This window comes from Baekduia alba (genome assembly GCF_028416635.1).
GTDB lineage: Bacteria > Actinomycetota > Thermoleophilia > Solirubrobacterales > Solirubrobacteraceae > Baekduia > Baekduia alba.
Genome location: NZ_CP114013.1, coordinates 2,810,568 through 2,824,536, shown reverse-complemented (window position 1 = coordinate 2,824,536; position 13,969 = coordinate 2,810,568). Strand labels below are relative to the sequence as shown.

General features: G+C 74.6%; 10 protein-coding genes. 5 read left to right on the top strand and 5 right to left on the bottom strand.

The window, feature by feature from the left end; all coding sequences use genetic code 11:
* Positions 1-6: 6 nt before the first annotated feature.
* Together DSM104299_RS14135 and DSM104299_RS14130 are read left to right on the top strand one after the other, a co-directional pair.
* Entirely contained in the window at positions 7-234 is a 228-nt protein-coding gene (locus DSM104299_RS14135; RefSeq protein WP_272477956.1) for a hypothetical protein, read from the top strand.
* Positions 231-728 carry a GNAT family N-acetyltransferase gene (locus DSM104299_RS14130; RefSeq protein WP_272477955.1) on the top strand — a complete coding sequence of 166 codons (498 nt, stop codon included), beginning with the start codon at positions 231-233 and terminating at the stop codon, positions 726-728. The genes DSM104299_RS14135 and DSM104299_RS14130 overlap by 4 nt, the downstream gene beginning before the upstream one ends.
* On the opposite strand, the gene DSM104299_RS14125 is transcribed toward DSM104299_RS14130, so the two are convergent.
* Positions 718-1,506, bottom strand: coding sequence for a hypothetical protein (locus DSM104299_RS14125; protein WP_272477954.1), 789 nt, complete (start codon positions 1,504-1,506; stop codon positions 718-720). The two genes, DSM104299_RS14130 and DSM104299_RS14125, sit on opposite strands and share 11 nt — an antisense overlap.
* A 101-nt stretch (positions 1,507-1,607) precedes the next feature.
* The gene (locus DSM104299_RS14120) at positions 1,608-2,843 is read right to left on the bottom strand and encodes a winged helix-turn-helix domain-containing protein (RefSeq protein WP_349294517.1); all 1,236 of its coding nucleotides are present in this window, start codon (positions 2,841-2,843) and stop codon (positions 1,608-1,610) included.
* A gap of 350 nt (positions 2,844-3,193) precedes the next feature.
* Between DSM104299_RS14120 and DSM104299_RS14115 the strand changes: the two genes are divergently transcribed.
* On the top strand, positions 3,194-4,573 hold the full coding sequence (locus tag DSM104299_RS14115) for a cytochrome P450 (RefSeq protein ID WP_272477952.1): 1,380 nt from the start codon (positions 3,194-3,196) through the stop codon (positions 4,571-4,573).
* Here the strand turns inward: DSM104299_RS14115 and DSM104299_RS14110 are convergent.
* Genes DSM104299_RS14110 through DSM104299_RS14100 form a run of 3 tightly spaced genes read right to left on the bottom strand, consistent with a single transcriptional unit; the run spans position 4,557 to position 9,327 of the window.
* Positions 4,557-5,672 carry a winged helix DNA-binding domain-containing protein gene (locus DSM104299_RS14110; protein WP_272477951.1) on the bottom strand — a complete coding sequence of 372 codons (1,116 nt, stop codon included), beginning with the start codon at positions 5,670-5,672 and terminating at the stop codon, positions 4,557-4,559. The two genes, DSM104299_RS14115 and DSM104299_RS14110, sit on opposite strands and share 17 nt — an antisense overlap.
* The gene (locus DSM104299_RS14105) at positions 5,647-6,741 is read right to left on the bottom strand and encodes a winged helix DNA-binding domain-containing protein (protein ID WP_272477950.1); all 1,095 of its coding nucleotides are present in this window, start codon (positions 6,739-6,741) and stop codon (positions 5,647-5,649) included. Before DSM104299_RS14105 ends, DSM104299_RS14110 begins: the two co-directional genes overlap by 26 nt.
* Positions 6,742-6,780: 39 nt before the next feature.
* Positions 6,781-9,327, bottom strand: a complete 2,547-nt coding sequence (locus DSM104299_RS14100) for an NHL repeat-containing protein (protein ID WP_272477949.1) — start codon at positions 9,325-9,327, stop codon at positions 6,781-6,783.
* Between the two features lie 133 nt (positions 9,328-9,460).
* Here DSM104299_RS14100 and DSM104299_RS14095 point away from each other — a divergent pair, with 133 nt between their 5' ends.
* Complete coding sequence (locus DSM104299_RS14095; protein WP_272477948.1) at positions 9,461-10,042, top strand: hypothetical protein; 582 nt, start codon at positions 9,461-9,463, stop codon at positions 10,040-10,042.
* Positions 10,043-10,069: 27 nt separating this feature from the next.
* Positions 10,070-13,951, top strand: coding sequence for an ATP-dependent RNA helicase HrpA (gene hrpA / locus DSM104299_RS14090; protein ID WP_272477947.1), 3,882 nt, complete (start codon positions 10,070-10,072; stop codon positions 13,949-13,951).
* Positions 13,952-13,969: the final 18 nt, after the last annotated feature.

Sequence of the window (13,969 nt, the reverse complement as noted above, 5' to 3'; positions counted from 1 at the left end):
GACCCGATGGTGTCGACCCCGATGTCCTGGACCGGCGTGGCGATCCTGCTGGTCGCGATCGCGCTGGCGATCCTCGTCACGCCGGTGATCGCGTTCGCCGGGATCGTCGGCCTCGGCCTGATCTGGGCGGCGCCCAACCAGGCCGGGACGACAACGCCTACACCTACCACGGCTCCGGCCACGGCGACTTCCGCGGCGCGGGCGCCAACGACCGCCGCGGCGGCCTCTGAGTGACGGCGCGCGAGCGCCTCACGCTCCGGCCGCTCGCACCGGCCGACGCGCCGGAGCTGCTCCGGATCCTCGCGACGCCGGAGGTGGCGCGCTGGTGGGACGCGCCCGACCCGGGCTTCCCGCTGACCGACGACCCGGAGTCGGTCCGCTTCACGATCCTCGTCGACGGCGCGGTCGCCGGCCTCGTCCAGTTCTGGGAGGAGGACGAGCCGAAGTACCGGCACGCGAACATCGACGTCTACCTCGACCCCGCCCACCACGGCCAGGGCCTCGGGACCGAGGCCGTGCGACGGATCGCGGCGCTCCTGGTCGGCGACCGCGGCCACCACCGGATCACCATCGATCCGGCGGCGGCGAACGCCCGGGCGATCAAGGCCTACACCAAGGTCGGCTTCCGCCCGGTCGGCGTGATGCGCGCCTACGAGCGCGCCACCGGCGGCGAGGGCTGGCACGACGGGCTGCTCATGGAGCTGCTCGCCGGCGACCTCACCCCTTGACCCGGGTGAACGTCAGCTTCCAGTCGATCGTCACGCTCGCCGTCTGGGTGACGGTCTCGACCGGCCGCTGCGCGCTCCAGCTCTCGTGGCCGGTCGCGGTGAACGTCCTCTGCCTGCCCCAGTAACTGCTCATGGGCTTGCCCTTGGACGTGATGCGACCGGTCGCCGCGGGCCAGGAGCCGGCCAGGACGTTGTTGGGCGTGACCAGCGTGCAGTTGTCGAAGCCCAGCTTCTCGCGGACGCCGTTCTCGCCGGTGACGACGTCGGGCGCCAGCTTGACGGCCGTCGCGCCCGTCCAGCCGAGCTGGACCTCGTAGTTGACCAGCCGCGTGCCGCAGTCCATCGGCGGCTTGGGCTCGTCCCAGTCCAGCGGCGGCGCCGTGATCCCGCAGGTGCCCGCCTCGTAGGTCGTGCTCTGATGGCGGCTGCGGTTGACCTGGCCCTTGGCCTTGAGCGCGGTCTGGCCCGTGTCGGCGTTCATCACCCAGCTGCCGAACTGGAACTGGGTGGCGACGCCGTTGTCGAAGGCCAGCACCTTGTTCTCCCCGGTCGAGGCGACGTGCCAGGTCTCTTCGCCGCCGGCCTCGAACATCGTGGAGCGGTAGCAGTCCTGGGCGGCCCGGTACTTCGGGAGGTTCCAGGCGCTGTGGACCGTCCCGTCGAACGTGACGAGGAAGCGCGCGTGGTGGAAGCCGCCGCGGGCGGATGCGGGCTGCGCGATCGCGGCGGCGACGAGCGCGGCCAGGGCGAGCAGGAGTGGGAGACGGCGCGTGAGCATGGCGCCACCGTCCCAGCGCGCCGTGCCCGCGTCATCGGGAGAACCCCTACGCCAACGCCGGGAGAGCTACCCGCACCGCCAGGCCGGGGGCGGCCCGCACCTCACCGCAGCGCGCCGGCCAGCGCCGGCGCCAGGTCGCCCGGCCCGACGACCGTCACGTCGTCGAGCCCCAGCCACGCGGCCATCGCCCGCAGCTGCTGCGCCAGGACTTCCGCCGTCTCCTCCGGCGCCTCGGGTTCGGCGTGCGCGGCCTGGACGAGCAGCGCGCTGGCCGCGCGGTCGGACTTGAGGTCGACGCGCGCGACCAGCCGGTCGCCGAGCAGCAGCGGCAGCACGTAGTAGCCGTGCACGCGCTGCTCCTTGGGCACGTAGATCTCGATCCGGTAGCGGAAGCCGAAGACGCGCTCGACCCGCGGCCGCTCCCAGATCAGCGAGTCGAACGGCCCGACCAGGGCCCGCGCGTCGACGCGCCGCGGCACCCGCGCGCCCGGCGCGAGGTACGCCGGCCCGCGCCCCCAGCCCTCGACCTCGACCGCCAGCAGCTCGCCGGCCTCCACCAGCTCGGGCACGCGCAGCTTCGCGTCGGCCGCCGGCAGCCGGAAGTAGTCGCGCAGGTCGGGCTCGGTCGCGACGCCCAGCGACCGGGCGGCGACGCGCAGCAGCTCGCGCTGGGCCTCCTCGTCGCTCGGCGTCGGCGCGTTGACGACCGCGGCCGGCAGCACGCGCTCGGGCACGTCGTAGAGCCGCTCGAACCGGCGCCGCCGCGCGCTCGTGATCTCACCCGACCAGAACAGGAACTCCAGCGCGCGCTTGACGTCGGACCAGTCCCACCACGGGCCTTTCTTGCCGCGCGGCTCGTCGAGGTGCCCGAGCTGGGCGGCGGTCAGCGGCCCGCGCGCACGGATGTCGTCGAGGACGGCGGCGACGAGCTCCGGCCGGTCCTGCGCGATCCGCCGCATGCCGCCCCACGCGTCGTCGTGCGCGCGGCGCATCCGCCAGCGCAGGTGCGGGTGCAGCTCGACCGGGATCAGCGACGCCTCGTGCCCCCAGTACTCGAACAGCCGGCGCGGCGCGTAGTGCGCGAGCTTGTCCAGGGCGGCGACGTCGTAGGCCCCGAGCCGGCTGAACGCCGGCAGGTAGTGCGCGCGCTGCAGCACGTTGACGGAGTCGATCTGGATCAGGCCGACGCGATCGATCACCCGCGCACGCAACGCGCGCGCATCGACGGGACGGTCGAGCGCACGCGGCTCGGCGAAGCCCTGGGCAGCAAGCGCGACCCGACGCGCCTCGGCAGCCGAGAGCGTCGCGCGACGGCGGGATGGGGAGCGGGCGGGCATCGACGGGACGCGTCATGTTGCCGCACGGCGTGGACGGCGTGGACCGCCAGCGAGCGGCCCGAGGACGTCGGCCGTCCTCGGGCCGAGGCTCGGCGCGCGCCGCCGCCCCGTCTCGCGCGAACCTCACCGTGGCGGACGGATGAAGCTCGAGGATCCACACCGTTCGAGGTTCCAGAGTCGATCGTCCGGACACAAGCCTGTCCATCGGTCGCGTCGTCAGCGCGTATCGCTTCTGACCGCGCGGTCAGAACCGTGCGCCACCGCACACAACCGTTACACCGATCCATGGCACACTCGCTGGTGTCATGACGCTCGCTCAAGCAGTCTCCGTCGATGACGACCGCCCGCTGATGGGTGAGGCGCCACCGTCGCCCGCCGGCCCGATCGACGGCGCCGAGGCCGCGGCGCTGCCGCTCCCGCCGATGATCCAGCTGCCGCGCGCTCTCCAGGTGCTGCGGTTCAACCAGCGCCAGATCGACTTCGTCTTCGGCGGCCGGCGCCGCCACGGCGAGGTCTTCCGGATGCGCGGGATCGTCCCGGGCGATCCGGTGATCACCTCGCACCCGGACCACGTCCAGTCGCTCTTCACGGCCAAGCCCGATCAGGCGCCGTCGCTGACCGGCGAGTCGCCGCTGCGTCCGATCGTCGGGCCCAACTCGGTGCTGACCGCGATCGGCCCGCGCCACATGCGCCAGCGCAAGCTGCTGCTGCCGCCGTTCCACGGCGAGGCGATCGAGCGCTACGAGCAGATGATCAGCGACGCCGCCGAGCGCGAGATCGCGACGTGGCCCGTCGGCGAGCCGATCGCGCTGGCCCCGCGCATGCAGGCGATCACGCTCGACGTGATCATGGCCGGGATCTTCGGGATCGACGGCGAGCTCAAGCGCGGGACGCCCGAGCACGGGCTGCGCCGGGCGATCAAGGGCCTGGTCCAGGCATCGACGTGGAAGACCGCGCAGCTCGCCGAGCTGATGAACATCGGTCGCGAGGAGCCGGTCGGGATCACCAAGGCGGGCCTCGAGCTGCTGGACCGCCCGACCTACGCGGTGATCGCGGCGCGCCGGGCGGCCGCCGACGTCGAGGAGCGCCAGGACATCCTGTCGCTGCTGCTGCGGGCGCGGACCGAGGACGGCGAGGCGCTGACCGACCACGAGCTGCGCGACGAGCTGCTGACGCTCGTGCTCGCCGGCCACGAGACGACCGCCAACTCGCTGGCGTGGACGTGGGAGCGGCTGGTCCGGACACCGGCGGCCTACGAGCGCCTGCGCGACGCGGTCCGCGGCGGCGACGCCGAGCTCTCGGCCACGGTCGTCGAGCAGACGATCACCGAGGCGATGCGCTCGCGGCCGGTCATCCCGATCATCGGCCGGCGCGTGAAGGTGCCGTGGCGCCTGGGCGAGTACGCCGTCCCGGCCGACACGCCGGTGACGATGAGCATCCTGCTGATCCACCACCGCGAGGACGTCTACCCGGACCCGTTCGCGTTCCGGCCCGAGCGCTGGGAGGGCCACAAGCCCGGCACCTACACGTGGATCCCGTTCGGCGGCGGCATCCGGCGCTGCCTCGGCGCGGCGCTGGCGATGGCCGAGCAGCGCGTCGTGCTGGAGGCGATGGCGCGGCGGCTCGACCTGGCGGCCGACGTCCCGGAGCCCGAGCGCGCCGTCCATCGCAACGTGACGATGATCCCGGCGCGCGGCGCGCGCGTCGTGGTGCTCAGCCGGGCGGCGTGAACACGACGTCGCGAGTGGCGTCGGGCGCCGCGAGGGCGAGGAGCCGCTCGGCCCGCGCGACGATCTGCGCGGTGTCGCGCTTGGTGTAGGGCTTGGTGGTGAAGCGGGCGATCGTCAGCGCCGCCAGCTTCTTGGTGGCCTTGATCCGCCAGTTGCCGGCGACGACGCCGTCGATCAGGACCAGGCCCGCGATCAGCCCGTTCTGGGTCATGACCTTGGTGCGGTGCTCCTGGGGCAGGACGCGGCTCGCGTCGGCGTGGGACAGGATGAGGTTGTCGAACGGCCCTACGAGGATCGGGTCGAGCCGGGGATCGGCGTCGGCGCCGGCCGGGCGCGGGGCGTCGGGCAGGTCGAAGAGCTCGCGCTTGCCGGTCTCGGCGTCGGTGAAGACCACCAGGTCGCCGCGGAGCCGCGCGAAGGCCTCGGCCAGCCGGGTCAGGCCGGACCACTTCTGCATGTCCTGGACGGTCGCCGGGCCGAAGGCGCCGAGGTAGCGGCCGACGAGGTCGTCGACGGTGGCGGCGTCGTGGTGGTCGGTCCAGGCCTCCAGCGACGTGTGCGCGGGCGCGCCCGAACGGCCCCAGAGGCCGCGCGGTGGGACCTGGACGAGCGGGACGCGGGCGCGGATCTGCTGCGCGAGCGCCGGCGGGTCGTCGTCGGGGAAGCGCGGGCCGAGCAGCTCGGCGAGCTGGGCGAACGTGCGCGGCTGCGCCTCGACGAGCTGCCGGCCAGCGCGCGTGAGCTGCGCACGGTCGGCGGACACCGCGTGGTTGCCGTCCGTGGCGCGCGTGATCACGGGCTGGACGAGCGGCCGCAGCGCGTGCGCGTCGCGGGCGGAGACGAGGTGGATCGTGCCGCGCATCAGCACGATCCGGACCGCGGCGCGCGACTCGAGCAACGACGACAACTCGCTGGGATCGTAGGCGGCCAGACGCGGGACGAGCTGGAAGTACGGTGCCTTGACGTCCTGGGCCTGGAGCCCGACGAGGTGCTCGATCGCCTCGAGCGCCGTCGCGGTCCGGGGCTCCAGGAGCCATTGGCGGGCGAGCAGCGCGCGGTTCAGCGCGCGGCGGTCAAGCGACGGGAGCGATGGCGACATGGTGGTCTTGGGCGTCGGGTGCGATCAGGGCGAGCAGCGCCGCACCTTCGCGCATCACCGCCGCGTCGTGACGCTTGGCCCATGGGGCGAACGGCGCGACGCGCAGCGTGCCGGGCGCCTGCAGCGCCCACTCGGCCCGCCAGAAGCCGTCGACGAGCAGCGTGCCGCGCGCGCCGCCGTTGCCCGGCGGCAGCGGGACCCGCCGCTCGACGTCGATGACGCGGGCGCGGTCGGCGTGCGAGAGCAGGACGTTGTCGTACTCGGGCAGGAACCGCGGCGGCGCCGGCGTCTTGGGGTCCGGCCGCGGCGCATCGGGCAGGTCGAGCAGCTCCCGTCCGCGCTCGTCGGTGAAGGTGACGAGGTCGGCGCGCAGCGGGTCGACGATCTCCGCGCAGCCGGCGAGCCCGGACCACGTCGCGACGTCGGCGAGCGTGGCCGGGCCGAAGGCGCCGAGGTAGCGACGGACGACCTCGGCGGGCGTGGCGGCCTCGCCGCCGGCGGCCAGCCACTGCGCCATCGGGACGAGCCGCGCCGGCCCGCCCCGTTCCCACAGCCCGCGCGGCGGGGGCTGGACGACGAACCCGCGGAAGGCGGCGACGTAGCCGAGGGCCTCGACGTCGGCGCCGGGGAAGCGCGCGCCCATCGCCTGCGCCAGCTCGGTGCGGGTGAGGGGCGTCTCGGCCAGCACCGCGTGCAGCGCGTCGGCGACCGCTTCCAGGTCCAGGCCGGCCAGGCGCTTGGCGAACGGGCTCGCCGCGAAGCGCCGGCGGCGGACGTCGGCGAACACCGGCGCCCAGGCCTGCGCGTCGCGGGCGGAGACGAGGTGGACGGTCGCGCGCATCAGCCAGGTGCGGACCACCGTGCGCTCCACGAGCAAGGCCTCCAACTCGGTCGGCTCCCAGCGCGCGAGCCGCGACCACAACCCGACGTAGGGCGCCCGCGGCGCCTGGGCCTGCACGCCCGCGAGGCGCTCGACGGCCTCCTCCGCCGTCACGTGCTCCGCGCGCCCCAGCAGCAGCTGCCGCGCAAGCAGCGCGCGGTTCAGGGCCCGCCGGCTCAGCACCGTCATCGCCGACCACGCTAACAGCGGCCGTCGCGCCCGCGGCGACTAGCGCACCACCTTGAAGCTCACCGTGCGCGGGCCCGAGCGGTTGCCGTCGGCGTCGAGCGCCGCGACGCTCAGGCGGTAGCTGCCGACCGGCAGCGTCCGCGACGCGCCGAACGACGAGGTCACGGCGAAGCGCACGGTCTTCGCGCCCGGCTTCAGCGACTTCGCCCGCGCCGTCGTGACGTAGCGCGTGCACTTGGCCCGGCGCCGGTTGGCCTTCGTGATCGCGACGCACGAGGAGCCGGCGCGCCGGCCCGGGCGGCCGACCTGCACCCGCACGCTGAGCGTCGCCGGGCGCGTGACGCGGACGGTTCCGGTGGCGCGGGTGGCCTTGCGGGCGCGCACGTGCCGGCGGCGGTTGGCCTTGCGCGCCGGGCGCAGCGCGTGCGTGCTCAGCCGCACCGACGTCAGGACGACGGCCGCCGCGCGCGGCTTGGGTGCGGGAACGGGCGCGGCCGGCGGCGCGACCACCGGCGGCGGCGCCGCGAAGATCACCCCTACGTGCTGGTCGCCGCTCATCGTGACCGTGCACGTCGCCGCGCTGCCCGAGCACGCGCCCGTCCACACCGACAGGACCGAGCCAGGCCGCGGGCGCGCGGTCAGCGTCACCGTCCGCCCAACGCCGAAGTGCTGCGCGCAGTCGCTGACGCAGGCGATGCCCGGCAGGTCGCTCACGACGGTGCCGCGGTCGATCCCGCTCACGGCGACCGACAGCTCGCCGCGCGGCGGCGGCGCGTGGCCCGCGGCGTCGAGGCGCAGGACCCGGTCGTTGCCGGTGTCGGCCACCAGGACCGTCCCGCCGTCGGCGCTCACCGCCAGGCCACCGGGGTCGATGACCTGCGCGGCGCCGTTGCCCTCGTCGGCCAACGTCGCCCAGGACGCGCCCGCCGCGCTGGCGCTGACCACCACGCGCGCACCCGTCGCCGTGCCCGGCCGCTGCTCGGCGACGTACAGCGCGCCGTCCGGACCGAAGCCCAGCCCCGACGGGCGATCCCACGCCGTCCCGCCGCCCGATGCGGCCACCAACGCGTTGTCCACCACATTGCGAACGCTGACGTCGTCGGCGACGAAGGGCGTCCCGTCCGGCGCGACGGCCACCGCGGCCGGATGGGCCAGGCCGGACCGGACGGTGCTCGTCGTGGTCCCGTCGGCCTCGATCCTGACGACCACGCCGTCGCGCGACCCGGCGACGAACGCGCCGCCGCCCGGCGCCGCCGCGATCCCCAGCGGGCGCCCCACCGCGACGATCGCCTTCACGGCCCCGTCGGGGCCGAGCTCCTGCACGCGGTTGTTGCCCGTGTCGGCGACCCACAGGTTCCCGGCGCCGTCGTAGGCCGCGTCGTGGGGCAGGTTGTACTGGCCGGGGTTGCTGCCCTCGGTCGCGAAGCCCGTCGAGGCGCTGACCTGCCCGCGCAGCCCGGTCCACGTGCCGTCGGCGGCGAACAGCCCGATCCGCTCGTCGAACGAGTCGGCCACCGCGATCCCGCCGTCGGGCGCGAAGGCCACGCCCTCGGGCCGCGTGAAGTACCCCGGCCCGCGCCCGGACGTGCCCCAGATCGCGCGAATGCCGTTGTTGACGTCGAACGCCTGGATCCGGTCGTTGGCCGTGTCGGCCACGTCCACGCCGCCGCCGGGCGTGTCGGTGAGCGCGCCCACCGAGCGCACGATCGCCATGTTGCCCGTGCCCGGGCCGTAGCCCTGGGCGCCCAGCGTCCCGAGGAAGCCGAACGACGTCGCGTCGAAGACGTCCACGCGGTTGTTGAGGTTGTCGGCCACGAACAGGCGGTTGGGGTCGTGGCCGTCGACCGCGACGTCGTAGGGGTTCTGCATCTGTCCCGGCCCGGCGCCCTCCGACCCGATCGTCCCGACCTGCTCCAGCGTGTCGGCCCGCAGGACGACGACGCGGTGGTGGTCGTCGTCGGCGACGTAGACCCGCGTACCGCCCGGGTCCAGCGCGATCCCCTGCGGCGCCGAGAGGTCGACGCCGGCCGGGCTCAGCGCCGGCGCGCCCGTCGGCGTCAGCGTCGTCGGATCCAGCACGAAGCGCTCCACGCGCTCGTTGCCCTGATCGGCGACGTAGACGACCGGCGGCTGGCCGGGACCCTGGACGACCGCGAGACCCGACGCGCTGCGGCCGCCGCCGATCGTCGCCGGGTCGCCGGAGAGCAGGTCGAACACCGAGGCGTCGCCGAACTGCGCCAGGTAGTGCCCGTCGGATGCGTCGAAGGCCTGGACGCGCTCGTTCTGCGCGTCGAGCACGTACACGTGGCCGGACCGGTCGGTCGCCACGCCGCCGACGATCCCGATCCGCCCGGCCTCGCGCCGCGTCGACTGGAAGCCGACCGAGAACTTGACCGCGCCGTCGGGGCCGAAGGCCTGCACGACGCTGGAGCTCTGGTCGCCCACGAAGACCGTCTGGCCGCCCGGGCTGACCGCGACCGCCTGCGGGAAGCGGAAGACGCCGCCGCCGAGCGGCGCCTCCCCGACCGCCGAGGGCGACCACGTCGCCGCGCCGGCGGCGCCGGCGGCCCCCAGCGCGAGCAGCAAGGACCCCAGAACGAAAAGCGAGAGCGAGCGCATCGTGTCCCTGCAACGATCGCCCACCCGTCAAGGTCGCGGGGCGTTGTTCGGCGCCATACCGCGTGACGCGGGCGCCCGCGACGGGCATCATCGGAGCATCGTGCGCCCCCGTCTCGTCCTGATCGCCTGCGCCGCGCTCGCCGTCGTGGGCTGCGGCGGCGGCCACGCGACGCGCACCGTCCGCGAGGGCGCCGTTCCCGCGCCGCCCGTCGGCTCGACGCCCGCGCCCGGCATCGACCCGCACGTCCTGCCGCCCAAGCGCGTCCCGACGCACGGCACGCGCCCCGCCGACCCGGAGGCCCGCCGCGTCATCGAGGGCTGGCTGCGCGCGCTGCGCCACGGCCACCTGCGCGCCGCCGCCCGCTCGTTCGCGATCCCGAGCGTGTTCCAGAACGCCACGCCGGTGCTGCACCTCGACGACGCCACCGAGGTCCTGGCGGTCGTCTCCAGCTTCCCGTGCGGCGCGGTCGCCACCCGCTACTCGGCGGCCGGGCGCTTCACGCTCGTGCGCTTCCGGCTGACCGAGCGCACCGGCGGCGACTGCGGCGGCGCGGCCGGCAGCACGACGGGCGGCGCGATCCGCGTCGCCGGCGGCCACATCAAGGAGTGGTACCGCCTCTACGACCAGGCGGAGGTCCATCCCACGGGCCCGCTGGTCGACCCGGGCAACCTGGCCGCCTGACCCAAGCGCCTCGTATCCTCGAAGGGCGTGCCGATCGCCGAGCTCAGAACCCGCCTGGAGGAGCTGACGCTGCTCGACGAGCATCGCCTCGCACGGCGGCTCGATCGTGCGCGCCGCCATCCGGAGGACGAGGCGGGGCTGGCACGGCTGGACCGCGACTTCGCCGCGGCCGAGGCGCGGATCGAGCGCCGCCGCGCCGCCGTCCCGGCCATCACCTACCCCGAGGCGCTGCCGGTCTCGGCGCGCCGCGAGGAGCTGCTGGCGACGATCCGCGACCACCAGGTCGTCGTCGTCGCCGGCGAGACCGGCTCGGGCAAGACCACGCAGATCCCCAAGATCTGCCTGGAGCTCGGCCGCGGGATCCGCGGCGCGATCGCCCACACCCAGCCGCGCCGGCTCGCGGCCCGGACGGTCGCGCAGCGCATCGCCGAGGAGCTCGACGTCGGGCTCGGCGACGCCGTCGGCTACGCCGTGCGGTTCAACGACAGGTCGAGCGAGAGCACGTTGGTGCGGTTGATGACCGACGGCCTGCTGCTGGCCGAGATCCAGCGCGACCGCCTGCTACGCCGCTACGACACCATCATCATCGACGAGGCGCACGAGCGCTCGTTGAACATCGACTTCCTGCTCGGCTTCCTGCACCAGCTGCTGCCGCGCCGGCCCGACCTGAAGCTCATCATCACGTCGGCGACGATCGACCCCGGGCAGTTCGCCGCGCACTTCGGCGACGCGCCGATCGTGGAGGTCAGCGGCCGCACGTTCCCGGTCGAGACGCGCTACCGGCCGCTCGCGCTGACCGAGGGCGGCCCGGAGCGCGACCAGCCCGAGGCGATCGGCGACGCCGTCGACGAGCTGCTGCGCGAGTCGCGCGACGGCGACGTCCTGGTCTTCCTGAGCGGCGAGCGCGAGATCCGCGACACGGCCGACGCGCTGCGCGGGCGCTTCAAGGACGACGACCTGGACATCCTGCCGCTCTACGCGCGGCTGTCCAACGCCGAGCAGCAGAAGGTCTTCCAGGGCCATCGCAAGCGCCGCGTCGTCCTGGCCACCAACGTCGCCGAGACGTCGCTGACCGTGCCCGGGATCAAGTACGTCGTCGATCCGGGCTTCGCGCGCATGTCGCGCTACAGCGCGCGGCTGAAGGTCCAGCGGCTGCCGATCGAGCCGATCTCGCAGGCCTCGGCCGACCAGCGCAAGGGCCGCTGCGGCCGCACCTCGGACGGCATCTGCGTCCGCCTCTTCGACGAGGAGGACTTCACGGAGCGCCCGCGCTTCACCGATCCGGAGATCCTGCGCACGAACCTCGCGTCGGTGATCCTGCAGATGGCCGCGCTCGACCTCGGCGCGGTCAGCGAGTTCCCGTTCCTCGACCCGCCCGACGCGCGGCAGGTGCGCGACGGCGTCAACCTCCTGCACGAGCTCGGCGCGCTGGACCCGGCCGCGCCGTCGGGCAAGCGCCTGACGGGCGTCGGCCGCAAGCTCGCGCGGCTGCCGGTCGACCCGCGGATGGCCCGGATGATCCTGGAGGCCGACCGGCTGCGGTGCGTCGAGGAGGTCATCGTGATCGCCGCCGCGTTGTCGATCCAGGACCCGCGCGAGCGGCCGAGCGACCTGCAGGCACAGGCCGACCAGCAGCACGCGCGGTTCAAGGACGACCACTCGGACTTCGTCGCCTACCTCAACCTGTGGTCCTACGTGCGCGAGCAGCAGCACGAGCTGTCGGGCTCGCAGTTCCGCAAGCGGCTCAAGAGCGAGTACCTGCACTTCCTGCGCGTGCGCGAGTGGCAGGACCTCGTCGGGCAGCTGCGCTCGGCGGCCAAGGAGCTGGGCATCACGCGCAACCAGGAGCCGGGCGAGGTGCAGCACATCCACGTCGCCCTGCTGTCGGGACTGCTCTCGCACGTCGGCGTGCGGGATGTGGCCAAACGGGACTACCTGGGCGCGCGCGGCGCGCGCTTCTCGATCTTCCCCGGCTCGACGCTGGCCCGCAAGCAGCCGGCGTGGGTCATGGTCGCCGAGCTCGTCGAGACCGCGCGGCTCTTCGGCCGGGCCGCGGCCAAGATCGAGCCGGCGTGGGTCGAGCCGCTGGCCGAGCACCTGGTCAAGCGCACCTACTCCGAGCCGCGCTGGGAGCGCAAGCAGGGCGCGGTCGTCGCCACCGAGCGGGTCACGTTGTACGGGTTGCCGATCGTCGCGGGCCGCAAGGTCGGCTACGCGAAGATCGACCCGGAGCTCGCGCGCGACCTGTTCATCCGCCGCGCGCTGGTCGAGCGCGACTGGGACACGCGCCACCGCTTCTTCGCCGACAACGCCCGGGTGCTCGAGGAGATCGACGTGCTCGAGCAGCGCGAGCGCCGCCGCGACATCGTGGTCGACGACCAGACGCTCTACGACTTCTTCGCCGCGCGGATCCCGCAGGACGTCGTCAGCGCGGCGCACTTCGACCGCTGGTGGAAGGACGCGCGCCGCGCCGACCCGTCGCTGTTGACCTACACCTTGGAGCTGCTCGTCCGGCCCGAGGCGCGCGACGCGCTGGAGGGCGCGGGCCGCCCGTCGGCCTGGCGTCAGGGCGACCTCGTCCTGCCGTTGACCTACGCCTTCGAGCCGGGCTCCGAGCACGACGGCGTCACCGTGCACGTCCCGCTCGCGACGCTGCCGCAGCTGCGCGCGACGGGCTTCGAATGGCTCGTCCCCGCCTTCCGCATGGAGCTGGTGACGACGCTGCTGCGCGGCCTGCCCAAGGAGCTGCGCCGCCCGCTCGTGCCGGTCCCGGAGACCGCGGCGCTGGCGCTGAGCCGGATGAAGCCGCGCTCCGGGCCGCTGGCCGAGGTCCTGGCCCGCGAGGTCAGCGCCCTGAAGGGCACCCTCGTCCCGGCGCAGGCGTTCGCCCCCTCCGCCCTGCCCGACCACCTCAAGATGACGTTCGCCGTCGAGGACGAGCGCGGCGCGACCGTCGCGCACGGCACCGACCTCGCGGCGGTCCGCGACCAGGTCAAGCCGCGGCTGCGGGCCGCGCTGAGCGCCGCGACCGCCGAGCACGAGCACGCCGGGCTCACCGCGTGGGCGGGCTTCGACGCGCTGCCGCGCGAGATCGCCCTGCGCGGCGCCGGCGACGCCGGCCGCGCGTTCGGCGCGCTGGTCGACCGCGGCGACCACGTCGACGTCAAGATGATGGAGTCGCGCGCTGCCGCCGACGCCGCCATGGCGCTCGGCACGCGCCGCCTGCTCCTGCTGACGATCCCGACCGTCGCCCGCCAGGTCGTCGGCCGGCTCGACAACCGCGCGCAGCTGCTGCTGGCCGCGGCGCCGCACGGCTCGCTGGCCGCGGTCGTCGACGACGCGACGAGCGCGGCGGTCGACGTCCTGGTCGACGAGGCCGGCGGCCCGGCGTGGGACGCCGCGTCGTTCGCTCGGCTGCGCGGCCACGTCGCGGGCGCGCTGGCGGCGCGGACGAGCGTCGTGATGCGCGACGTCGTCGACATCCTCGCCGCGCGCGCCGACCTGCACCGCCGCATGGAGACGCTGATCGCCGCGCCGCTGCGCGACGCCCGCCAGGACGTCGCCGAGCAGCTCGGCGGCCTCGTCTACCCGGGCTTCGCCGCGACGACCGGCGCCTACCGCCTCGGCGACGTCGTCCGCTACCTGCGCGCCGCCGAGCGCCGGCTGGAGCGCCTGGCCGACGTCGTCGCGGTCGACCGCGACCGCATGGCCGGCGTGCGCGCGCTGGAGGGCGAGCTGCGCGACCGGATCAACGCCTACGTCAACGCCGGGCGTCCCGTGCCGTCCGGGCTGATCGAGGCCGGGTGGCTGATCCAGGAGCTGCGCGTCGCGCAGTTCGCGCAGGCGCTCGGCGTCCGCGGCCAGGTCAGCGCCAAGCGCGTCCGGAAGGCGATGGACGAGGCAGCATGACCTCGGAGGTCATCGACC